We start from the raw sequence: 23,224 nt of genomic DNA on the forward strand, positions 1-23,224 counted from the left end.
TACAAGAAAAACTTGATCTCATGAAAAAAGTCATTACTTACGGAACATACGACCTACTACACCAGGGGCACATCAATTTGCTGAAACGAGCAAAGGCTCTTGGTGACTACTTGATTGTTGGTGTCACCAATGACAATTTTGACCGCGACCGAGGAAAACTCAATGTACGCAACAACGTTCTTGAACGAGTCGAGGCCGTAAAAGCGACCGGAATTGCCGACCAAATCATCATCGAAGATTACGTCGGCCAAAAAATTGACGATGTCCAGAAATACAATGTGGACATTTTCGCCATCGGTTCCGACTGGGAAGGCAAATTCGACTACCTGAACGAATTCTGTCAGGTCGTATACCTTCCCCGCACCGAGGGTATTTCCTCTACTATGCTCCGCGAAGAAACCCAAGACATCGTCAGGGTGGGTATCATCGGTTGCGGCCGTGTCGCCAACCGCTTCCCCAGCGAAGCGCAAGTCGTGAGCGGAGTGAGCATTTCTGCCGCCTACGATACAGATTTTGAAAAATGTTCCACTTTCGCAAAGCAATTCGATGGTATCACCCCCTGCAAGAGCCTAGACGAATTCTACAGCCAGGTGGACGCCGTTTACGTAGCGACCCCGCACCTGGAACATTACCAGTGCATCAAGGATTCCCTCCTAGCCAAGAAGCATGTCCTTTGCGAAACGCCCCTCGTCCTTGACGGATTGCAGGCAAAGGAACTGTATAATTTCGCCGAATCCAACGGTCTTATTTTGATGGAAGCCAACAAGACCGCTCATTGCCCCGCCTTCAACCACCTGATGGTCATGATCAAGTCCGGACTGATCGGCGAAGTCGTCGACATTGAGGCATCCCTTTCGCAGCTGCTGGACAAAGGGGGGCGCGAATTCGACCCGAAGCAGGCCGGCGGAGCCATGTTCGAGCAGGGGTCATACCCGTTACTTCCCATTCTCAAGCTGATGGGCGTCCAGTACGAAAGCCTGCAGCTTTTCTCACGCATCGAAAACGGCGTAGACATCCACACCAAGGGGGTTTTCCGCTACCCCAAGGCCGTATGCTCCTTCAAGGTGGGCCTGGGCGTAAAAACCGAAGGCGACCTGGTCATTTCCGGAACCAAGGGCTACGCCTACGTTCCCGCTCCCTGGTGGAAAACGGACTACTTCGAGCTGCGCTACGAGAACCCCAACGACAACAAGAAGTTTTTCTACAAGTGGGACGGCTTTGGACTGCGCTATGAAGTCCAAGAATTTATCAGTTGCATCTTCAACCATCGCTTTTCTTCTGCACGCCTGCGGCGTCGCGAAAGCATCCAGATGGCATTCATCATGCAACAGTTTAACGAACGAAAGAATTTCTACGAGATTTAGAGGTTGTTATGATCAATTTTACTGTAGGCCCTGTACAATCCAGTGACGCAGTACGCGCCATCGGCGCCGAGCAGGTTCCCTATTTCCGTACGGCAGAATTTTCGGAACTGATGCTCGAGAACGAACGCCTAATCAAGAAGTTTGCCAAGACCACTGACGACTCCAGGGTCGTATTCATTACGGGTTCTGGTTCTGCCGGCATGGAAACGGCCATCATGAACACCCTGACCCCCGCGGACAAGGCCATCGTCGTGAACGGCGGTAGCTTCGGCCACCGTTTCGTGGAACTCTGCGAACTGCACGAGATTCCCTTCGACGAAATCAAGCTCGCCCCGGGCAAGGCCCTGAAGGCTGAGCACCTCGCCGCTTACGAAGGCAAGGGCTACACCACCTTTATCGTGAACAAGCACGAGACCTCCACCGGCGTTCACTACGACATGCAGCTCATCAGCGATTTCTGCAAGAGGAACAACCTCTTCCTGATTGTCGACTGCATTAGCACCTTCCTGACCGACCCCTTCAACATGGCCGAACTCGGCGCCGACATCATGATTACGGGTTCCCAGAAGGCTCTCGCCTGCCCGCCGGGCATCTCGGTGATGGCCCTTTCGCCGAAGGCGCTCGCACGCATTGAACGCACAAAGTGTTGTTGCCAGTACTTTGACCTTAAAATCGCCCTGAAGAACGCCGAACGTGGACAGACTCCGTGGACTCCGGCCGTCAGCATTTTGCGCCAGATCAACGCTCGCCTCAAGGAAATTGACGCGAATGGCGGAGTCGAAGCCGAAATCGAACGCACGGCAGCTCTCGCCAAGTACTTCCGCGAACGCATCAAGGACATGCCTTTTGAAATCGTTTCTGAATCACTCTCGAATGCAGTGACTCCGCTTCACCCGACAACTGCTTCCGCCTACGACATCTTCCTCAAAATCAAGGACGAATACGGCATGTGGATCTGCCCCAACGGCGGCGAAATGAAGGAAACCGTATTCCGCGTGGGACACATCGGTGCGTTGACTACTGCCGATTACGACAAGCTGATAGATGCTTTCCGCGACCTGATGAAGAAAAAATTCATCTAACAGAATTAGGGTTTAGTATGAAACGAGTTATTACCTACGGAACTTTTGACCTTCTGCATTACGGGCACATCAATCTTCTGCGCCGCGCCAAGGCTTTAGGTGATTATCTCATCGTCGCCCTTTCGACCGACGAATTCAACTGGAACGCCAAGCAGAAAAAATGTTACTTCAGCTACGAAAAGCGCAAGCAGCTTCTTGAAGCAATCCGCTACGTAGACTTGGTCATTCCCGAAGAAAACTGGGAACAGAAGAAAACTGACGTCAAGGAATTCCGCATCGACACATTTGTCATGGGTGATGACTGGAAAGGTAAATTCGACTTTCTCAAGGAACAATGCGAAGTCGTCTATCTGGAACGCACTCCGGAAATCAGCACAACCCAAATAAAGAAGGATTTGGAATGTCGATAGTCGCAAAAATCAAAAGACGCATTAAAAGGCCTTTCAAGTCCTTTTACAATTACGTCACTCAAAAGAAGCTGAGGGAAGAAGTTGAATCGTTGCGATTCCAGGTGGAATATTTCAAGCACCATGTTGATATCGGACAAATAAAGCCCGCGACAGGCTACCTGCGCGAATACCAACTCAAGGAACTGAAGTTCACGCATGAAATCCTCGAGATGCTCAAGTCCTACGACATCAAGCCGTTCCTTGAAGGTGGCGCCCTGCTTGGCGCCCAGAGACACGGCGGGTTCATTCCTTGGGACGATGACATCGATGTGGGCGTGACCCGAGCCGACTACAACAAGCTCATTGAAATCGCCAAAAGGGACTTTGTCTGGATTGATTCTAGCAAGAAGACCGGAAACTACGCCGAATTTTACGACAACGCCATTCGCGCAAACCCGGGTAAATACGTCTTCTTGATGACGCCTTACTGCTTGCACCTTTACAAGGGCACCTGCCTTAAGGACGCACTTAACCTGGAATTCTTCTCGAACGACTTCGTGAAGGAAGGTGTCACCGAAGAAGCCTACATCGCTTACCGCGAAAAGATTATTAACTTCGTGCACGGGAAGCATTCCTGGAAAGAAATTTTCGATTTCTACGAAGCCGAACTGAAGAACAGCGAAATTTATTCCCTCGAAGAAACTTCGCGAATCACTCCCGGTATCGGCAACTGGGTCCTGACGGAATACAAGTTCCACGGATTTAGGAACTATAACGAACTGTATCCCCTGAAGCCGATTGCCTTCGAAGGCTCCACTCTGCCTGGGCCGAACGAGCCCGACATCATGCTCGACAAGCAATTCGGCAAGAACTGGAGAGGTTTCCCGAAGGATATCGGCATCCCCCACACCCTCAAGGACCTTAACGAATATTTGGAAACCATCGGTACGCCGATTGACTATAAAGAATTCTAGAAATTCCTTTTTTCAAAAAGCGCATTCATGAAGCAGATGACACTGAAAGACATCCAGCAGGTTTCGCTGGAAATTTTGAAAGAAGTTCATTCGTTCTGTACCGAAAACGGCATCCAATATTCCCTTGCCTACGGAACACTCTTGGGAGCCATTCGTCATAAGGGATTCATCCCCTGGGATGATGACATCGACATCTACATGACGCGTCCGAACTACGAACGATTCGTCAAGACATTCCGTTCCGCAAACGGTCTGAAAGTCATCGCCAAGCAAGACAGCTATATTGCCTTCGCTAGAATCTGCGACACTCAAAAGACGGGTACTTGCACGACTCTGCCCTGGACAAAAATCGAGGGCACTGGCATGTGGATTGACCTTTTCCCGGTAGACCCCGTCGAAGATGATGCCGACACCTATCAGGCAAAGCTGCAAAAAGCTCTCGATTTGTACGATCGCCAACTTGGAGCAAGAAGAGCATTGCCAAGCGTTTCATTGAAGCTTGGCCTCAAGGGTGCGCTTAAGCAAGTCTGCAGAAAACTGAAATACAGAAACTGCCGCCTTTCTGATATTAACGCTCAACTGGAGCAGCTATGCACTTCTGCAGCGGCCAGCGCAACGGCCCACTGCACCCAGCTGGCCTGTCCCGATGCAAACTGCATCGAGCACCTGCCCGCCGACTACTTCAACGACTATGTTGATGTCGATTTCGAAGGAAACAAGTTTAAGGCAATCAAGCAATGGGACGCCTGCCTTTCGAAGCTCTACGGAGACTACATGCAACTCCCGCCGGAAGAAGACAGACGCCAGCATAGCTGCGACCACACTCAGTTTTACTGGAAAGCGGAATGAAGAAAATCGCTCTAGACGAAATGAAGCGTATCCAGGTGGACATCTTAAAAGATGTCCATCAGTTCTGTATTGAAAACAACATTCATTACACGCTCATTTTCGGCACGCTCCTCGGCGCCATTCGTCATAAGGGCTACATTCCCTGGGACGACGACATCGACATCGCCATGATGCGTCCCGACTACGAAAAATTCGTCGCTCACTACAAGCATAAAGATGGTTGGTATCACGTCTACGACTTTCGCAAAGACAAAGACTACCACAACCCTTACGCCAAGGTGGCTGACACACGCACCATTCTTGAAGAAAACGTGTCCACAAAAGATATCGGGATCAACATCGACGTATTCCCCTTCGACTACATGTTCGACACCAAAGAAGAATGCAGGAATTTCATCCAGTCGCTCAACAAGCTGAAGACCCTTTTCCGCATCAAGTTGGTGAAACCGGGCAAGAAGAATTCCTGGTGGAAGCGCATACTGATTCGGCTTTCTAAGGTGGCCGCTCTGCCGTGGACCATAAGAAGCATCACCGAAAAGGAATACGCAAAGATCGGTGAATTGAACAATAGCTCGGCCCAATTTATCGCACTGCCAGTTGACCCTGAAAAAGACGCCGCCTTGCGTTCTATCGTGCCACGAGGCATGTTCGAAAACTTTGTCCAAGTTCCCTTCGAGGGCTCGGAATTCATGGCCATCGCCGATTACGACCAATGGCTCACGGGAATGTACGGAGACTACATGACGCCCCCCGCCAACAAGAACCGCACATCGCCCCACACCTTAAGCAACATCTACTGGATTTAGTTATCAAGGATTATCATGGGTATCGTTCATAAAGTTTACACCCTCCTCGGAGGAAAAGAAGGTTCCTTTCTTCAGAAGAAGTGGTCCAAATATTGTATCGGCAAAGACCTGAAAAGAAAGCAGAAACTGTTGCGTCAATACGGTATCGAAGCCCTGCAGGCATTCAAGGACGTCTGCCAGGAATCCGGCGTAGGCTATTGGCTGGAATTCGGCACCCTGCTTGGAGCGGTAAGGCACAAGTCCTTCATTCCCCATGATTTCGACCTGGACGTGGGCATCCTCGAAGATTCCTATACGGAAGACTTTGAGAAGAAACTGATTGCCAAGGGATTCGTCAAGGACCATTCCTTCGATATGGTCAAGGTGCCAACTGGCGAACGCAAGCCTTCGGAATACGCGTTCCACTACAAGGGCCTCGCCTTCGACATCTTCCTCGGCATCCGCGAAGGTGACACCCGCACCGTGTACTGCTACGAAGTCGAAAAAGGCGACGTTGTTTCTTCGGCAAGGTCTTACACCTTCAGCACCAAGGAACCGCTGTCTACCGTAACGATCAACGGAGTCGAATTGGGCGCCCCCGCCGACCCGGTCAAGACGCTGTCCATGTATTACGGCGAAGATTTTATGACGCCGAATCCGAACTGGACCGGCAAAAACGGCGGCAACAAGTGCGCCACCTACTACACCCCCGAAGAAATTACCGGCATCTTGATTAGGCCCAAGACCGATGTCAGATAAGAAGAACACGCCCTTTCTCGCTGCAGTCTGGAGCCTTCTCGAAAGGCTCTCTTCGCAGATTGTAAGTTTTGCCATCGGCATCGTTCTCGCCCGACTGTTGACCCCTAACGAATACGGCATTGTGGGGCTCACGACCATATTCATTTCGCTGTCCAACACGTTCGTCGACTCCGGCTTTGCGAATGGACTCATCCGTAAAATTGACCGTACCGAAAAGGACTTGGCGACCGCCTTCTACTTCAACGTAGTCGTGGGCCTTGTCGCCTATGCGATTCTCTGGGCATGTTCACCACTCATCGCGAATTTCTTCGACGAACCGCTGCTGATTCCGCTCATCAAGATTATCGGCCTCAGCGTTCTCCTCAATTCCCTCTGTATCGTCCAGAATGCCATCCTGACGGCGAAACTGAATATCAGACTTCAGACCATTATCGGTTTGTGCGGCCAGATTCCCGCCGGCCTCGTGGCAATCGTCCTCGCCTTTTACGGATGGGGCGTCTACACGCTCGCCCTACAGACAGTCCTCGCGGCCTTCATCCGCACCGTTCTCCTTTGGATTTGTGCCAAGTGGCGCCCGCGCGAAGGCTTCAGCAAGGAATCATTCCATTACCTGTTCGGATTCGGTTCCAAGCTGCTCAGCGCAAACCTCATCGGAACCGTCTTCAACGAAATCTATTCTGTCGTCATCGGTAAGTTTTTCACCAAGGCTGACCTCGGGTATTTCACGAAAGCAAACGGCCTAAGGTGCAATGTCAACTCCATCAGCTCCGGCATCGTCCAAAAGATTGCCCTACCCGTTCTTTCCAAGTACCAGAACGACACCGAAGTCCTTAAGGACCGTTTCCGCGAAGTCATGCGCCTGCTTGTCATGATCACGGCGCCCCTGTCAGCGATACTCTGCTTTACCGGGCGAGACATCATCGTTTTCCTCTGGACCGAAAAATGGCTACCGGCCGTCATCTTTTTCCAGATTCTTGTCACAAGTAACATCTGGAATCCAATTGGCCAGCTCAGCCTCAGCCTGTTGCAAGTCGTCAATCGCACGGGAACAATCCTGAAACTGGAATTCCCAAAGAAGTCCCTTTGCGTCCTCTTTATCGTTGTAGGTATTCAATACGGAGTGATTGGCCTTGCGTTCGCGCAATTCTTCATCAATTTCTCCGCCGCCCTCATCAACCTGTACCCCACCAAAAAGATTCTGCAATACAGCTACGCCATGCAGCTTTTTGACCTCGTCAAGTACATGCTCATTGCCTACCCGATTGCCTGGGGAATTACGAAGGGAATCCAGACCGACATTCACCTGCTGAACATCATCCTGTCAACAGCGCTCTATGTTCCGGCCTATTGCCTCGTACTCTACTTGATCCGCGACGCAATCGCCCTGAAATATTTCAACAAGATTTCGGCTAAATTCAAGAAGAAATAATCGTTATTCTTCTTCGGCTTCTTCTTCGGTCTTTTCGGAGAATTCATGAGTCTTGATCAACATCATGCAAAGGATAAAGAAGTAGTTCAGGTCCAAGCCAAGGAATGTTGATAAAGTGTAGCCGACAATGACAGCCATGGGCAAAGCCCAACGTCCCTTGCCCAATACCGGTTTGAGACTCTTGGCCATATACACAATACAAACGGTATAAGCAATAGCGCCCAAAAGGCCAAAGTCCACCAACAGCTGCAGCCATATACTTTCGGCGCCCAGCAAGTCCGCATCTACAGCCTTGACAAAGGTCCATGTGTACGCATAACCGCTACCCCAAATCGGCGAATTCAAGAAGAAGGGGATAATCACGGCGAACTGCATCAAGCGCATATCCAGACTGCTGCCTGCCACCGCCGTATCCGAATGAATAAAAGAATCTATCAGCGTCAGCATCCAATCACCTAAAATAAAGATAGCGCCACCAATCAGGCCAATCTTGAAAAGCATGAATTTCCCTTCTTTCATCACGACATTCATGATCGGGAACAACAAAATAAACACAGCGGCAAACACGGAACGCGAACCTGTCAACCAAGGCATGACCAAACAAGCCACCATGAGCATCTGTATATAGGGGTTTTTGTTCTTGGTCATATCACGGAATTGGAACAGGAAATATCCAAAAGCTCCTAGAGCCAAGCCCATAGACATCGGGGTATTGTAGACACTCTGCAATCGTTTCAGGCCAAAACGGACTTCCGTATAATTTAGAACGTTCTCGTTGACAATCCTCATCGTTATGATTTTTTCCAATATGGGGTTCTCGCCAAGAGCCAATTCCACCATGGCGTATATAATGCAGAATGCCATATAGGCGGCAAAACCGTACACGAGCACTTTCAAGTCGCGTTCTTCTTCAAAAACACACCACACTATGAACGGATAAACATAAACCGTATTCAAAATAAATATGCAGCTCGGCCAATGCGGTTCACCCAAAAGGTTCGTCACCACATAGGAAGCCAAGACGCATAAACTAGGCACCATAAAAGGATACGTACGGAATTTCGCTATAAAATTTGTCTTGATAGGCAACAAGACCGTCAGTCCCAAGCAGCAGAAATCGAGAATCGAAACATACTGTCCGTCATACGCCGGGAACATATGAAGAAGCAACGCAAAAGGAGCCAACAGCAAAACTGCCAGGCGGTAATTCAAGAGGGCAAAAACCCAGAAAGCTCCTATCAGGTAATAAATCATTGTTTCTTCTGCCCCCCCTTCATGTTCAAGCCCCAATAAACGCCCTGGAACAGGCGACGGATACCGAACACCATTTTATAGGGTAACCCTTTAGCGATGCAATATAGGAAAATTTTGTCCTTCTTCCGAACAACCGATTTTTCACGCAAGCCAAACTGATAACGACAAATATCTTCTACCAGCGAAGGAATTTTCGACTTCAGGGCAGAATCTTTTCCCTTTTCGACTTTCGCGAGGAAATTGAAACTACTCACCGCAAGCCTTGCAACAGCGACATCTTCAAGCAAAAAAGCTTTTGCCGCCACAGCATTCTTTCTCAATTCGTCAATCAAGGTAAACTGAGACAGATTCACTGCAGAATTGACAATGCTTCCCTGACGTTGGCGATAATGGTAAGAACATTTCCCAGTCAGGGCGCAACGTTCTATCTTGGTAAAAATATTTCGGGCCACGGGAATATCTTCGAATGCCTGGGTCGGATACTTCAAATCCGGAATCAAGTCCTTGCGATACAACTTATTCCAAGCCCATGCCGTCAACTTGCCATTAAAGAAATTGCGACGGACATCGGAGGCGTCCCAGCAGGAGCGTTCAGCGGCAAACGTTTCATATTCAGTAGGCCAGCCACATTCCCAATCCACAAAGACATTGCAAACAGCAACGGGAGCTTTATACTGCAGGCAGGATTCCAGAAGTTCCTGGAACATGTCCGGTTCGCACCAGTCATCGCTATCGACAAAACCGATATAGTCACCCGTGGCAACAACAAGGCCCGCATTGCGGGCATCACCAAGGCCGCCGTTCTTCTTATGGATGACTTTGATTCTTGAATCCTTTGTCGCCCACAAGTCGCACATTTCGGCGCAACGGTCCGGAGAACCATCGTCGACTAGAATAATTTCCAAGTTTCGGTAAGTCTGCTGGACAATACTTTCAACGCATTGATCCAAATAGGTTTCCACCTTATAGACCGGAATAACGACTGAAATCAGAGGCAAATCCTGAGTCATCGGCATTAACCATAAACAGACATCATCTGTTCCAAGTAATCGTCCTTGGAAAAATGCTGACGGAGAGGTTTCACGTCAAAGGAATAGTCTCCGGAAAGCATCTTGCGGATTTTCGCTTCAAGATCTTCGGCGTTACCCATCTCAAAAAGTTCGCCGGTCTTTCCCGGTTCGATCAGTTCGGGAATTCCGCCGATGTTTGCGCCCAGCACGGGAGTTCCGAGGCAAAGCGGTTCAATTACCGAGAACGGGTTGTTTTCGTACCATTCGCTCGGCACCACGCTGAACTTTGACTTGAGCAGCACGGACTTGCAAGTTTCCCAGTCGCTGTGTCCCATAAACCTAATCTGCTTTGCTGATGCGTATTTCGCCTTGAGTTCGTCCTCGAGCGGACCCGTACCGAGCACATAGAGAGTCGCCTCAATTTTCGGCGCCACGCGCAGCAGGGTTTCGACACCCTTTTCGTTGGAGAGACGTCCCACGAAGCAGTAGGATTTTTCGCGTTCCACCGGCCCATGAGCAAATTTCGATTCATCGACAAAATTATGGAGAGCAACCAGCTTCGAAGCATCGAAACCGCCCTGTTCCATTTTCTGTTTCATGAAATGGCTCGGGCAAATAAACTGGTCCACGCAACGTTCCAGACGTTCGCGGTTCCACGCCACGGCTTCCTTCTCGGCAATCTTGCTTGCAAGCCAGTTGTTCTTGAGGCATTTTTTCGCGGTGCAGTTCCGCTTGTTGCCACCGATGCAGTCTTCACAGATTTTACCGTTGCAGAGGCACGTATAGGCGGGGCAAACCAGCTTGTAGTCGTGCAGAGTCCACACCACCTTGATGCCGCGTGCGTGCGCAATTTCGGCCATTACAGGCGAAAGTTGCGTATGGATGTTGTTCAGGTGCAGCACGTCGGGCTTAAATTTATCAAGCAGCGCGGTAAATTTCCTTACGGTTTCTGCATCGCCAAACGGACGCTTGAACGCCTTGAGAAAAGCGACTGGTTTCTTCGGAGAAAAGGCGACCTCACTCGGCCAGTAGCTTTTCCATTCGCTGTCCTGGTTTTCGGGATAGTCCATCGCAAAGAAAGCGACCTCATGCCCCGATGCCTTGAGCAGGTTTTCCAGTTCTATAGAATAAACGCAATCACCACCGCGACGGTAGTAGAACTTGTTTGCAAGCAGAATCCGCATCGTGCGCTCACTACCCTTCGATTCTCAGGTCGCCCTGACGCGGATCCTGGCCGACATCGAATGTCGGAAACTTGGAGCAATCGATTTCCTTGCCGAACAGGCTCTTGAGTTTCGCCGTGAGCACCCACGGTGCCACGTGCGCAATGTACTTTTTCATCACCGGAGCGGCAGTACCCACCATCCAGCAATTCTTGGGGCAGGTACGCACCTTTTCGCGCACCTTCTGGGCCTGTTCGCTAAACCAGATTTCCTCGAAATTCTTCGCGTTATGGATGTTGCCCATGCTTTCTTGCCAGTAGCGCGGTTCAAGACCGTTGCAGGGGTAAACTTCGCCCCACGGGTCAGTAAAGAAGTTCACGGAACCCGCCTCGCAAGGGAGCATTCGCTTGCCGCCCTGAATGTACTTGATGAGACCCAGGTTGAAGAAAGCGCGGAACCAGGACTTCGGATGGTTTTCCTTGAGGAGGCGGTTCACCAGCTTGCCGATATTGTCGCAGAGTTCTTCCTTGTTACTGATCTGGTTGTCTTCCTTGTGGAAGTAGTAGCTGTTATGGAAGGCGGCCGTCGCGAATTCGAAATTCATCGAAAGGGCAAGTTCGTAAAGCGGAATCAAGTCGTTGCTGTTCCAGTTGCTGAGCGTCTGGCCAAAGCCGATATCCTTCACGCCCATTTCATGCAGGGTCTTGAGCGTCTTCATGCCGCGTTCAAAGCCGTCGTCGCGGCCGCGCAAGAAATTGTTGGTGCCTTCAAGGCCTTCGATGGAGACGCGGATGCCGATATTCGGGAAACGTTCGGCCAGTTTGATAACACGGTCTACCCACCAACCACTCGTACTGATCACGATGCGCGGGGCCTTGGTATAAAGGACTTCGACAATATCTTCCAGGTCCTGGCGGATAAACGGTTCACCACCGGTCACGTTTGCAAACTTGAGCTGCGGGAGGATTTCCAAATCCTTCGCCTGGATTTCTTCACTTTTCTTGGTCGGGTTCTTCCAGATGTTGCACATTTTGCAGCGCATCTGACAACGATAAGTTGTAATTACCGACACGTCCGTCGGCATCTGAATCTTAGAATTACAATGACTACAATTCGAGCAAGACATAAAACCTCAGCAAGCCTCCATTTCTACCCTAAAACAACCTCTATAATAATAGCAATTTAAGTCTGCCCGCCGACACCACGGCCTTGCTTTTCGCCAGCTTTCAGCAGGACTTTCAGGGGGACCGGTAAACAAAAAATAGCGACACCCGCGACAAATGCGTCCCCCCGTTCATCGGAACTGATACTTCCGGGCGAACGCACAGGTTTCCCGATTCAAAAACGAGCCCGCCCATAAAGCGCCGTTCCACATTCCTAAAATCGGGCAGGTTCTTCGCTCCCGCAAACACGCCAATTTCTTTCAGCGGAAAAGTCTGCGCATAAGCCTGATACCCGACCAAGCCCTTCAAAGAACTGTCGTAAAAAGGCATCAGCGTTCCTCCTACCTGCAAGTAGCGGTAATGCTGCCAAAGGACATCCAGACGAGCCCCCATATCGTAATAGTCTCGGTCATAGCGCATCCCTGCATACAGGGCGTAGCTTCCCACTAATCCCTCACCTAAATTCCAGCGGTAATAAGGCAACACGCGTACATACTGTTTTTCGGTTCCCTGAGTAAAAACCGAATTTTCGACTGCAACTCCAAAACGCGCCGCATACTCCATTCCCGCAAACACATAACGGTTATTCCGCATTCCCATCAGGTAAGAGAACGATTCTTTTGCAAACAAATTCACAGTACAAAGCAGCAAAGCAAGCAAGATTACCTTTCTCATAAGGCCCTCTGTATTTGGCGAGACAAGATTTCATAGCCTTCATCATTCGGATGCAGTCCATCCTTAAACAGATCCTCGCGAATTTCGAAATCGTCATCCAGGAATAAATCAAACACATCGATAAACCGGCTACCAGGAATTTCTTTTTTTAGGGCATCGCGAAGCAGGCCATTTTGAATTTCGATGTTTTCGTTTACAGAAGGATCTTCGTCCCCCATGAAATTCCTCGGCAAAACGGACAGGACGATTAGTAGGTCCGCCCCAATTCGTTTTGCACTCTTGATAAACCTGTCCTTGTAATCTTCACGCAAAAATTCAATGTTTTTAGTCGTTGTTTTCCAGTAGCCTATATCATTGGTTCCGATTAGAAGGACTGTCGTACGTCCTTTGCAATCGGACACATTCCAAGTATCCATCTGTTTCAGCCCCGCACCGCTAACCGCGTGCTTATGGACTATGTAATTGGGGAAATAGTATTCAACATCCCACAAGTACGTAATGGAATCCCCCACAAAGCACAGCTCATCTTCGCCTTTTTCAAAGGCACAGTCACTAAACACGATCGCCAAAAGAAATGACAGCAAGAGCCGTTTCATCTCAAGAAAAATCCGTTATCGATGAATGCCACGGAAGATTGTTTTCTTGACGGCAAAGGAAAACGCAATGGCCCCCGCCAAAGTCAGTACCAAGCAAACTAGGAATCGCGCAATTCCCGAAGAAATGGGTTCCAAAACATGAGCTTTTTCAATGGCCCTGAAGAACATCATGTGACACAGATACACTTCCATCGAGACTCCGCTCAAAAAGGCAACATACTTGTTTCTCATCAGGGTCCATTTGGCCGGACGCAAGCTGTCTGCAATGGCAAAGATAATCCACGAAACGAACACGAGCATCTTAAATACAAAAAGATCCTTTCCCAGAATAAAAAACAGGGCCGTGGTCAAAACCGCAATCGCAAGCGCCCACAAAACAGGAATCTTCTTGATTTTGTCAATATAAAGATAAATGATGCCGCCACTAACAAACATGGGCATGCAGAACAGAATACTCCACTTGCTCACGGAACGCACGACTAATTCGGGCCTCGAGAAATACGACGACGCAAAATACATCATCGCAATCGACAAGGCAAGAACAAACCACGCCCTTTTCTTGTTATCCATCAGGAATACGAAAAAGGGAAATATTGCATAGAAAACAAAAATCAGTCCGAGGAACCACCCCACCCCAATCACATGGATGTCCGGATTCGGCAAAAAGCCAAAAAAGAGCGTCAAGTCCGCAAAGGCCTCGATAAGAGATTCCTTTGAAAAGCCCAAGGCAACATCAATCAGAACCATCAATGCAAAGAAAGGCCATATCCGAAGGTAACGCCTCTTATAAAAAGTATTTAAATCAACTTGACGGTCTTTGAATTTTTGATAATAGGCGCAGCACATCGAAAACGCACTGAGCATCATGAACAGGAAAACATATTCCGACCCAAATGGGAGAAACTTCTGGAAGAAGAAATTTTCAGGCAAGTTCAAGTCCGCGTTCGAAAGAACGTGACAAATGACGACACCAATTACAGCAAAAGCCCTTAAGCAATCAAGCGAATCAAACCGATTCATAACCAGAAGTCAGCCTACTTCTTCCTGACGAGACTCTTGTACAGATCCATCGTCTGGTCAGCTATCTTGTCCCAATCGTAATGGTATTCAACAATATGCCTGAAATCCCTTTGTACGGGGCTTTCCATAAACATCGTCATCTTGTCGGCAAGTTCGTCGACGTCACCCAGTTCATAGAAGCACTCTTCAGGTAGCGGAACTTCCATGTTCGCCGGGATATCGCTCGCCACGACGTTCCTGTTGTAGCCAAGAGCCTCGAGCAATGCGATCGGCAGCCCCTCATGGTAACTCGGAATCACAAACAGGGACGCATTTTCAAAAAGGACCTGCAGTTCTTCGCCGTGAATAAAGCCAGGAAGGATAGCCCCGACTTCCGCAGCGTCGTTCTTCATCTTGGCCGCATAGTCTGATTCAAAATCAGCCGCACCGGCAATCACGAGTTTCACATCGACAAGGCTCGCCTTCTTGTAGGCTGCAATCAAGTCGTGGAACCCCTTTTCCTTGACGAATCTACCCAGTGCAAAAATGTAGCGTGTTCCTTCGAGCCCATACTTGCCAAGCCATTTCTTTTTCGTTTCTTCAGGAAGGGCAGACAACAAGGTCACGCCGTTGTTGATGCGGACCGTTGTTTTACAGTGGAATTTCTTCTTGAGCCACTCTTCCAGCAAATCCGAAATTACAATCACGCGATTAGAGAATTTCGTTCCCACGAATTCGCTAATTCTAAGAACCGCCTTCGCAAACCAGCCCCACTTGGCGCGGTTGTAGTCCTGACCATGATGGGTATAGACCACCTTCAAACCGGCAAGCCTGAATATGGGCGCTACAAAGGAAGGGCCAATCGCATGCAAATGGACAATGTCCGGTTTCCATGCCAAGACCTTATAAAGGCACCTAAACGTGTGGACGAATGTTTCTAGCCCCGCAATCTTGGGAGCATAAACAGGAACAACCTGCACACGCTTATATCTGTAAGGCGTCTTTTGAGGAGTGTAGGCCTTTCTTGCGAAAATGACAACCATGGCCCCACGGTCCACAATACGCGGATACAATTCCTGACAATGGGTTTCAATTCCACCCATAATATCAGGAATTCCGCGTGTACCTAAAACAGCAATTTTCAAGGTGACTTACTCCGCCTTCCCCTTACCAATACTTGATACTTCGAAACCGATCTTACGAAGGGCTTCCGCATCCAGGATGTTACGACCGTCGAATACGAAGGCTGGCTTAGCCATACCCTTGTAAATGCGGTTCCAATCCAGTTCAGCAAAGCACTTCCATTCGGTGCAAACCACCACGGCGTGTGCGCCTTCGGCGGCCTTGTACGGGTCTTCTTCAAACTGGACCTGGTCAATCACATCCTTCAAGTCGCGCTTGGCATCAGGAATAGCCTTCGGGTCGGTAACGACCGGCAGTGCATGTTCGGCGAGCAAATCACGAACCACCAAATTTGCAGGGCTTTCGCGGGTGTCACCTGTATTTGCCTTGAAGGCGAAACCGAACACGGCGATTTTCTTGCTAGCAATGGTGTTGAACATGGTCTCAAGCATGCGGTCCACCACGCGGTGGGTCTGCCATTCATTAATCTTAACCACCGATTCCCAGTAGGCGGCCACTTCGGGGAGTCCATAATAGCCACACAGGTACACGAGGTTCAAAATATCTTTCTTAAAGCAAGATCCGCCAAAGCCGATAGAGGCCTTCAGGAACTTGGGACCGATACGGCGGTCCTTGCCCATCACGTAGGCAACTTCATCCACGTCAGCACCGGTCTTTTCGCAGAGGGCACTAATGGAGTTGATAGAGCTGATACGCTGCGCCAAGAAGGCGTTAGCGGTAAGTTTCGTGAGTTCAGAGCTCCAAAGATTCGTCGTGAGGATTCGGTCGCGCGGCACCCAGTGGGCATAAACGTCAACCAGCTTCTGGCAGGCGGCAAGGCCCGATTCCGTCTGGTGGCTACCGATCAGCACGCGGTCCGGTTCAAAAAGGTCGTTAATGGCGGTTCCTTCGGCCAGGAATTCCGGGTTGCTGAGCACTTCAAAGTGCAGGCCCTTGTCGTTAGAATTCAGGATTCGTTCCATGGCGGCAGCGGTACGCACCGGAAGCGTGGACTTTTCCACGATAATTTTGCCTTCGTCGGCAATTTCCAAAATATTGCGAGCCGTCTTTTCCCAGTACTGCAAGTCAGAAGCCTTGCCGGCACCGTGGCCAAACGTCTTCGTCGGGGTATTCACGGAAACAAAGATAATGTCCGCTTCCTTGATCGCAGAGGGAATATCGGTGCTAAAGAAGAGGTTACGGCCGCGGGCACGCTTCACCACGTCATCGAGGCCGGGTTCAAAAATCGGGAGGTTGTCGCTGTTCCAGGCATCGATACGGGCCTGGTTGATATCGACCACAGTCACTTTCACATCGGGGCACTTGTCGGCGATAACAGTCATAGTGGGGCCACCGACATAGCCCGCGCCAATGCAAAGAATCTTGGTATTGTAACTCATAATGTGCCCAAATTTAAAAAATTACCGCCTTTCTGACCTTGATTATAACTAAAGAAAGCTTTATTGGGTATATCCGCAAGCGATATAAAGCAACTTTCCGTTCACGGGGCGTTCGCAGGGGATTTTTTGTAAAAACAAGTTAAAGAAACTCACTTGAAAACGGCGGTGAGCGATTCAATTTCGCCCGGGACAACCGTACGGGTCATCTCCATCACTCCGTCGCTCCATCCAGACCAAATGCTGCCGGCATTTGCCACTGCAGTGACCGTCACGGGGAACCCTTCAAAGAAATTGATGGTCATGGGACTAGCATCCAGCTTCAAGCCGTGAACCAGAATGGCACCCGAGCCGTTTACAGACAACGTTACGGGAGCTGCATGGCCAAGGCCAAAGAATTCCTGCAGTTCGCTGTAAATAACGCCGGGACGTTCTTCCGCAAAGTCCTTGATGTCATTCAACTGCTTCGTCATTCTCGATGCACTCAAGTTCCAACGCTTTTGGTCGCGAGGAATCTCCGATTCGATTTCAGACATCATTTTGTCGATTCGCTCCAACACCCGGGAACTTTCAAAGTTCATTTTCAGCAAGGCGGCCATTCGATTGATAAACGCAGCCTTGAAACCATCGTTTTCCAACATCCGACGGAGCAAAAGCGTGAATTCGGGGCCATTGGGCCAAGAAGGCCCATCTTCGGCAGTCGCAAACTCAAAAATGTTGTTCGTGTATTCGCTATAGGAATTCCCGTATCCGAAATCAAGATCGTACAAGAACCATTTCCATTTCGTTTGGGGACTCGTACCACGCCATTTTTTCAGGTTGTTGCCAGGCCAATCGCGATTGTTGGCAAATATTTCGGTATGCATGTAATTGATAAAATTATCCACGTCGATTTGCGATTCCACATAAGCAAAGTTTTCTTCGTTTTCTAGAGTGTGATATTCAAGCCAATCCATCAGGGCCACATAATCTGTTGCAGAACCCGCAGAGACAGAATTGTCCGCCTTCAGCAAGTCAATTTTTTCAGGATCGAGGCCGTAATGCGTCTCGAAGTAATATTCCGTCGAACGTTCGCGGATGCTATGGATGCCGTAGTATTCGCCATTGTAATACACCACCGCAAAACGGCCGCGCTGATAGTCCACCCCTAGCCCCTCGCTCACCGAACTTGCGAGCCTGTCGCGAATGTAATCGTTTCCAAAGTTGCTACCGTTGTTGCGAAGCAAAAATACCTTGAATCTGTTCAACTCCGGAAATTCAGGGAACAAGGCATACTTTAAACGACTGTCACCATACTTTTCACGGAATGTAATCGCCACCGACTTCTTGTCGTTTTGGCGGCTGTAATTTCCAAAAATCTTGAGGCCCGCACGTTTCGCAAATACAGGCGCATTCACGCCCGGTTCCATGAATTCCACCGTAACGGGAACTTCCTTGTCAAGCCAATAATTCGCGCCGTAATGCGGCTCCTTGCTCTGCGCAAAATGGCCTTCCATGTAGATTCCCGAATCCGGATCAAATAAGGAATTCGGATCTGCCGTCAAGAATACCGCCGGTACAGCAGGCGCACTTTCGAACACATAAGTGCGATTTGTTTCTTCGCCGGCGAGCGCCCCCGTCACAAAAGAAGCGCAGCGAACCGTCATTGTCGATTCAACCGTCAACGCCGTTGCGATAGTGGATTCTGCTGTAGGTGCAATGCCACCCGTTTCACAACGAACCGCCGCATTTTCCGGGAACGAAATCGCAAAGGGCTTATCGTAAAAACCAGAGGGAGGAATTTCCGTCAAAGTATCGAGCGCCGGCGATCGCAACGGCACCACCGATTGCGTTACAAGGCCATAAGGCGAAGCCTCGCCGAATCCAAAGCCAGGCATACCATCCAGAAGCGTTCCATAATTCCACGTTTTTCCCACAGGCATTTTCGGGTAGGCGACAGAGTCTACAATCGCTGTATCCGCATTCACCAAATACAGGTGCCCGCCCGACTTGTTCAACTTGAACGAAGCGTGCGGTTCATGCCCGCGGTTGCGAGCAATGTAGCTGAAAACCTTGACAGCCACTTCTTGAGACTCGTTCGCTTCCGGGCTCATTCGAGTACCGTAAATATTTTGAAGGTCCGGGAATGTTGTTCCCATCGGTAAAGGGGCACGGTACACCGTCGAAGAATCGCCCGTTCCCGTAAATACGATTTCATAGCCCTTCCAGTCATCGACATCGGGCTGCGTGAGCCTGAAAGATACCTTGCGGTCCTTGGTAATGTAAGCCTGCATCAAGATTTCGTTTGTCGCCGAAATATCAAGTACATCGTCCTTGTCCGAATTTCCCGTGCCTACAAATACAGCGATAGACGACCAGCCCAGTTCCTCATTTTCGCCAAGCCTCATCACGGCGCCAAAACGACGCTCGCCCTCTTCCTTGAAGCAATTTTTATTCCGGTCCGGCAAAGGGTCTGCATAGCTTTCTCCGGCAGGGTCATTCTGCGAATCCGTCCATGTCCAACACCCCGGTCCAATCATATCTAACGAATCATGAGCCAGTACATAATCCGGATAATTCTTGCCCGACATGAACACCAGCAAGAATGCATTCGGTGCAATTTTTGCATTGCCAAATTTCCACTTGAAAGGATCCGCCTGCGAATCGGTCAAATACATCCCTGACAAATCTACCGTATCAGCCGAGGTATTAAAAAACTCCACCCAACCAGCATCGTTTCCCTCATGGTCTTCATAGACGATATTGATGGGGTCCACTTCGGTAAACATGACCGCACCGCCGACAAACGGAAGCGTTTTTTGAGAATCCACCTTAGAGGTATCTTGAGGAACTTCATCTCCGGAAATCGGTTCCACCTTCGTCGATTGGCTATTCGAATCAGAACAAGCCAAGACTCCTGCCAATAACAATAAAAAACAAGAGAACGGACCAACAGCCCTACAGACTTGAGACGAAAGAAAACGCCAATACACCATGTATTAAATATATACTAAAAGGTCGACAATTGGCAATTAGTAAGATTTTCTTAAACCGGTTTCTTATTCTTTCTTCTGGGGCGACGCACAATAAAGAGGCAGGCGCCAATCAGCACGAGGCTCACCGAGATGACCTTACCCACAGGGAACATTTCAGAAAACACCAAAGCACCGGCAAGAGTCGGCACCGCAGCACCCACCGCCGCACTGAACGGAATAATGAACAAGGCTCGACCGCGAGAGAACGAGACCTGCGAATACAAGAAAGCGATGCCGTAAGTGACAATATAGCCCAGCGTCCTAAAATCCATCAAGAGGTACGCCACCGATGAAAGCTCAATATGGTCCAAGTCAAAATCCATCGCGAGGCTCTTATAGAATGCGGCCGAGAGTCCAAAGCCCACGCCCATAATCAGGGAGTCGACCATTTCACGGTCCTTGACCCACAAGTGGGCTACCAGTGTCACAGCAGAGAGACCGCCGGCATATGCCCAAAGCATGCCAATGTTCTGTACCGCGGTCGATTCACCCAAGTTTTCGACGGAGTACAAAAGTCCCGCCACCACAAAGCAAATCGCAATCACAATCCGCTTGGTCAAGGCCTCCTTCAAAATGCAAAAGCCCATCAGGGCGGTAAGCACCGGATTCAAGACCATCATCGGCTGCACCTGGCTCAAGTCGTACTGCGCCATGGCGATGTAATAGCCGAGCGTGGCAAGTCCCGAGCAGCAAATACCAAGCCACCAGAACTTGTTGGTGATAACGCCCTTAAAAAATTCCCATGGTTTCGAAGTGCCGCCCGTACGCTTGCCAACAGTAGACACGCCCGATTTTTCGAGAATGTTTCCGCAGGCAAAAAGGAACGCCGGTCCGATTGTCAACAGCAGAAAAAGCATCGATTAAAGTCCGTCGTAGATTTCCTGGTAGATCCAATAATTCCCCATGACGCGCTTTACGTAGTCGCGGGTTTCCCAGTAGCTAATGTCTTCGGCGCGGATATCCCAGGACTTGCCTTCACCGGCCGCCTGCCAGCGTTTGGTGGGCTTGGGACCTGCATTGTAGTTCCCCAGCACATACATGTAGTCGTCATTGTATTCGGCCTTCAAGTCAACCAAGTAGCGGATTCCCAGGCGAATGTTCATGTAGGCATTAAACAGCTGACGCGGCTCAAAATTCGGGATGCTTTCTTTTTCGGCGAGCATCTTGCCTGTTGCAGGCATAATCTGCAAAAGTCCGCAAGCTCCCGCCGGCGACATGATTTCAAAGTTGAAAATCGATTCCTGGCGCATCACGCTGTATACAAAGAACGGATCGATGCGTTCACCCGAATGGAACTTCACCTGGTCCATATACGGAACAGGGAACAGGTAATGCAGCACATCGATGGGCGGCGCCATCAGGCGACGTCGATCGATATTGTTCTGGAACTGACGAGCGAGGCGATACCCGGCAGCGGTTTCGCCCATTTCGTAGAAGAGTTTGCCGTATTCGTACAAGAAATCCAGACGTTTCGCGTTCTTCTTGCGGGCTTCGTCGTAAAGGGCGAAGGCCTGATCGCTAAAGCCGTACTGGAACAGTGTGCGAATGCGGTTGTAACGTTCCGGGTTGTAAGTCGTATCGGGCTTGCCCACCTTCTGCGAGGCACGCACCCAGGCAAGCGTCTGTTCCGGAGCCATACGAACGCCGTGTGCATACGGCACATCCTTTTCTGCCATCAGCTTGTATTCCACCAACTTCATGCGGCTGCGGTGAGCGTAGTATGCAAGCGGAAAATCGCGAATACAGTCGAGGTAAGCTTCGCGGGCCAAGGAATCCTTCCCGACTTTCATGTAGGCATCACCCAAGAACATGCGAGCGCCGCTTCCGCTCCACAGGAACGGTTCCTTAGTCGCATCGATTAGCGCCGGAATCGCTTCATTCCACTTTTCCTGTTTGAAGTACACAAAGCCAATACGGAACTTGGCCCACTGGCGCTTGATATTATTCTTAAAGCGTTTGTGCGAAAGCGTCTTGTAGCAGACAATGGCGCTATCGTACTGTTCCTTCTGTTCGTATTCGAAGCCCTTCACCCACAAATTGTTCGCGTTTTCCTTGCTGAACTGGTTAGCGTCTTGCAAGGCGGCATCCATCTTGCGGATTTCTTTTTCGTAGCGGCCGGCATTGTTACGGTAAAGGCGCAAAATGGACTGCATCCACAAGGCGCGCGGCTCTACGGATTCTAGCAGGAACTTGAACTGCTTAATGGATTCGTCTTCGCGCTTAAGCGTACGCAACGTCACCGCACGTTTTTCCCACAGCATAATGCGAGTCGCCATATCCAACGAACTCGGCGGGAGCTTTTTCTGCAAGGAATCTTCCGGCGGCGGGAGCGCCGCTTCCGGCGAAAGGGAAACTAGCATGGAATCCAGAATGTTGATAGAATCCAACAGAGTCAGGCATTCGTTGGCATTATCTTTGGCGCAAGCCATCCTGGCATAAGCCACCTTTTCTTCCAAAGTCTCGGGAGCGCCACGCACTTTGCGAAGCCTGCGGATTGCGGCAAAAGCGGAATCCTTGTAGTTAGAGGCACTCGTCAGGAGCCTCAGGTAAATTCGCTTTGCCTCTTTCATCTGCTTGAACTGTTCCAGATACTGGGCATAGCGATAACGCAAAGCCGCCGCATCGTCGGACTTCGGGTACTTTTCCACGAAAACCTTCAACGAATCCGCATGGGCGCGGTCACTCAACGTAGAGTCAGCCATCGCCGCCTCAATGCGTAACCTGGATGCAACGCGGTCAAAAGAAGCATCCTGGTCCAGATTCTTGTACAGTCCCAGCACCACGCGCATATTCTTGTAGTCACGCAGCTTGAACAGGCACTTGGCCATTCGCAAAATCACGGAGCCATCCAACAAGGCGTCGCGACCGCGCAGGGAATCGTAGGCAAAGTAGGCGCTGTCCCACTGTTCCTTGTAAAAGAACTGAGCCGCACGGGCAAAGTCACGCACGTTCTTGGGTTGCGACTGGTCTACGCTCAAAGCCTTCAGACGGTCGTAACGCACCACCACATCTTGGAACTGCGAAGGAGGAACTTGTTCCAAACGCTCATACGGATCCGGAGGTGTCAAAGGCATCGAAGCAATCAAGCTGTCTGTCGCCTGCATCGGAAGCGGCCCCGGTTGAGCAGAATCCTTCACCTGCGCCATAACCCCTGCGCAGAACACAACCACCAATACAATTAATTTTCTCATTTCTTATTC

Annotated in this window: 20 protein-coding genes; 8 read left to right on the plus strand and 12 right to left on the minus strand. The window is 49.9% G+C overall.

Annotated elements, in window-relative coordinates:
• Positions 1-20: 20 nt before the first annotated feature.
• From B9Y58_RS08010 to B9Y58_RS08045, 8 genes are read left to right on the plus strand one after another with little or no spacing between them, the layout of a single operon-like run.
• Positions 21-1,364 (plus strand): Gfo/Idh/MocA family oxidoreductase, encoded by a 1,344-nt coding sequence (locus tag B9Y58_RS08010; RefSeq protein WP_073056313.1) that lies wholly within the window; start codon positions 21-23, stop codon positions 1,362-1,364.
• Between the two features lie 8 nt (positions 1,365-1,372).
• Entirely contained in the window at positions 1,373-2,446 is a 1,074-nt protein-coding gene (locus tag B9Y58_RS08015) for a pyridoxal-phosphate-dependent aminotransferase family protein (protein ID WP_073056283.1), read from the plus strand.
• A gap of 17 nt (positions 2,447-2,463) precedes the next feature.
• Positions 2,464-2,856 carry a glycerol-3-phosphate cytidylyltransferase gene (gene tagD / locus B9Y58_RS08020; RefSeq protein WP_072979340.1) on the plus strand — a complete coding sequence of 131 codons (393 nt, stop codon included), beginning with the start codon at positions 2,464-2,466 and terminating at the stop codon, positions 2,854-2,856.
• Entirely contained in the window at positions 2,847-3,809 is a 963-nt protein-coding gene (locus tag B9Y58_RS08025) for a LicD family protein (RefSeq protein WP_073056282.1), read from the plus strand. The genes tagD and B9Y58_RS08025 overlap by 10 nt, the downstream gene beginning before the upstream one ends.
• 27 nt (positions 3,810-3,836) lie before the next feature.
• Positions 3,837-4,658 carry a LicD family protein gene (locus tag B9Y58_RS08030; RefSeq protein WP_073056280.1) on the plus strand — a complete coding sequence of 274 codons (822 nt, stop codon included), beginning with the start codon at positions 3,837-3,839 and terminating at the stop codon, positions 4,656-4,658.
• Positions 4,655-5,464: a LicD family protein gene (locus B9Y58_RS08035; RefSeq protein ID WP_073056278.1), complete on the plus strand. Its 810-nt coding sequence runs from the start codon at positions 4,655-4,657 to the stop codon at positions 5,462-5,464. The genes B9Y58_RS08030 and B9Y58_RS08035 overlap by 4 nt, the downstream gene beginning before the upstream one ends.
• 15 nt (positions 5,465-5,479) lie before the next feature.
• Positions 5,480-6,202, plus strand: a complete 723-nt coding sequence (locus tag B9Y58_RS08040) for a LicD family protein (RefSeq protein WP_073056276.1) — start codon at positions 5,480-5,482, stop codon at positions 6,200-6,202.
• Positions 6,192-7,631, plus strand: coding sequence for a lipopolysaccharide biosynthesis protein (locus B9Y58_RS08045; protein WP_073056274.1), 1,440 nt, complete (start codon positions 6,192-6,194; stop codon positions 7,629-7,631). The genes B9Y58_RS08040 and B9Y58_RS08045 overlap by 11 nt, the downstream gene beginning before the upstream one ends.
• A gap of 3 nt (positions 7,632-7,634) precedes the next feature.
• Here the strand turns inward: B9Y58_RS08045 and B9Y58_RS08050 are convergent, their stop codons facing one another.
• From B9Y58_RS08050 to B9Y58_RS08105, 12 genes are all read right to left on the minus strand, one after another.
• Positions 7,635-8,885 carry an O-antigen ligase family protein gene (locus B9Y58_RS08050; protein WP_073056272.1) on the minus strand — a complete coding sequence of 417 codons (1,251 nt, stop codon included), beginning with the start codon at positions 8,883-8,885 and terminating at the stop codon, positions 7,635-7,637.
• Positions 8,882-9,901 carry a glycosyltransferase family 2 protein gene (locus B9Y58_RS08055; protein ID WP_073056269.1) on the minus strand — a complete coding sequence of 340 codons (1,020 nt, stop codon included), beginning with the start codon at positions 9,899-9,901 and terminating at the stop codon, positions 8,882-8,884. The genes B9Y58_RS08050 and B9Y58_RS08055 overlap by 4 nt, the downstream gene beginning before the upstream one ends.
• The gene (locus B9Y58_RS08060; protein WP_073056267.1) at positions 9,901-11,079 is read right to left on the minus strand and encodes a glycosyltransferase; all 1,179 of its coding nucleotides are present in this window, start codon (positions 11,077-11,079) and stop codon (positions 9,901-9,903) included. Before B9Y58_RS08060 ends, B9Y58_RS08055 begins: the two co-directional genes overlap by 1 nt.
• A 10-nt stretch (positions 11,080-11,089) precedes the next feature.
• Positions 11,090-12,184 (minus strand): radical SAM protein, encoded by a 1,095-nt coding sequence (locus B9Y58_RS08065; RefSeq protein WP_199220971.1) that lies wholly within the window; start codon positions 12,182-12,184, stop codon positions 11,090-11,092.
• A 112-nt stretch (positions 12,185-12,296) separates the two neighbouring features.
• On the minus strand, positions 12,297-12,896 hold the full coding sequence (locus B9Y58_RS08070) for a hypothetical protein (RefSeq protein ID WP_073056263.1): 600 nt from the start codon (positions 12,894-12,896) through the stop codon (positions 12,297-12,299).
• On the minus strand, positions 12,893-13,492 hold the full coding sequence (locus B9Y58_RS08075) for an SGNH/GDSL hydrolase family protein (RefSeq protein ID WP_073056261.1): 600 nt from the start codon (positions 13,490-13,492) through the stop codon (positions 12,893-12,895). The genes B9Y58_RS08070 and B9Y58_RS08075 overlap by 4 nt, the downstream gene beginning before the upstream one ends.
• 15 nt (positions 13,493-13,507) lie before the next feature.
• Positions 13,508-14,512, minus strand: coding sequence for an acyltransferase family protein (locus tag B9Y58_RS08080; RefSeq protein WP_072799731.1), 1,005 nt, complete (start codon positions 14,510-14,512; stop codon positions 13,508-13,510).
• 14 nt (positions 14,513-14,526) lie between these two features.
• Positions 14,527-15,636, minus strand: coding sequence for a glycosyltransferase family 4 protein (locus tag B9Y58_RS08085; protein ID WP_073056259.1), 1,110 nt, complete (start codon positions 15,634-15,636; stop codon positions 14,527-14,529).
• A gap of 6 nt (positions 15,637-15,642) precedes the next feature.
• Positions 15,643-17,013: a nucleotide sugar dehydrogenase gene (locus B9Y58_RS08090; RefSeq protein ID WP_073056258.1), complete on the minus strand. Its 1,371-nt coding sequence runs from the start codon at positions 17,011-17,013 to the stop codon at positions 15,643-15,645.
• 149 nt (positions 17,014-17,162) lie between these two features.
• A complete protein-coding gene (locus tag B9Y58_RS08095; RefSeq protein WP_233247919.1) occupies positions 17,163-19,901 on the minus strand; it encodes a CotH kinase family protein in 2,739 nt (912 codons plus the stop codon).
• Positions 19,902-20,035: 134 nt separating this feature from the next.
• Positions 20,036-20,881: an EamA family transporter gene (locus B9Y58_RS08100; protein WP_073056254.1), complete on the minus strand. Its 846-nt coding sequence runs from the start codon at positions 20,879-20,881 to the stop codon at positions 20,036-20,038.
• A gap of 3 nt (positions 20,882-20,884) precedes the next feature.
• Positions 20,885-23,215, minus strand: coding sequence for a lytic transglycosylase domain-containing protein (locus B9Y58_RS08105; RefSeq protein ID WP_233247918.1), 2,331 nt, complete (start codon positions 23,213-23,215; stop codon positions 20,885-20,887).
• Positions 23,216-23,224: the final 9 nt, after the last annotated feature.

Origin of the sequence: Fibrobacter sp. UWB15, from assembly GCF_900177705.1 — a bacterium.
In the GTDB taxonomy this organism is placed as follows: Bacteria; Fibrobacterota; Fibrobacteria; order Fibrobacterales; family Fibrobacteraceae; genus Fibrobacter.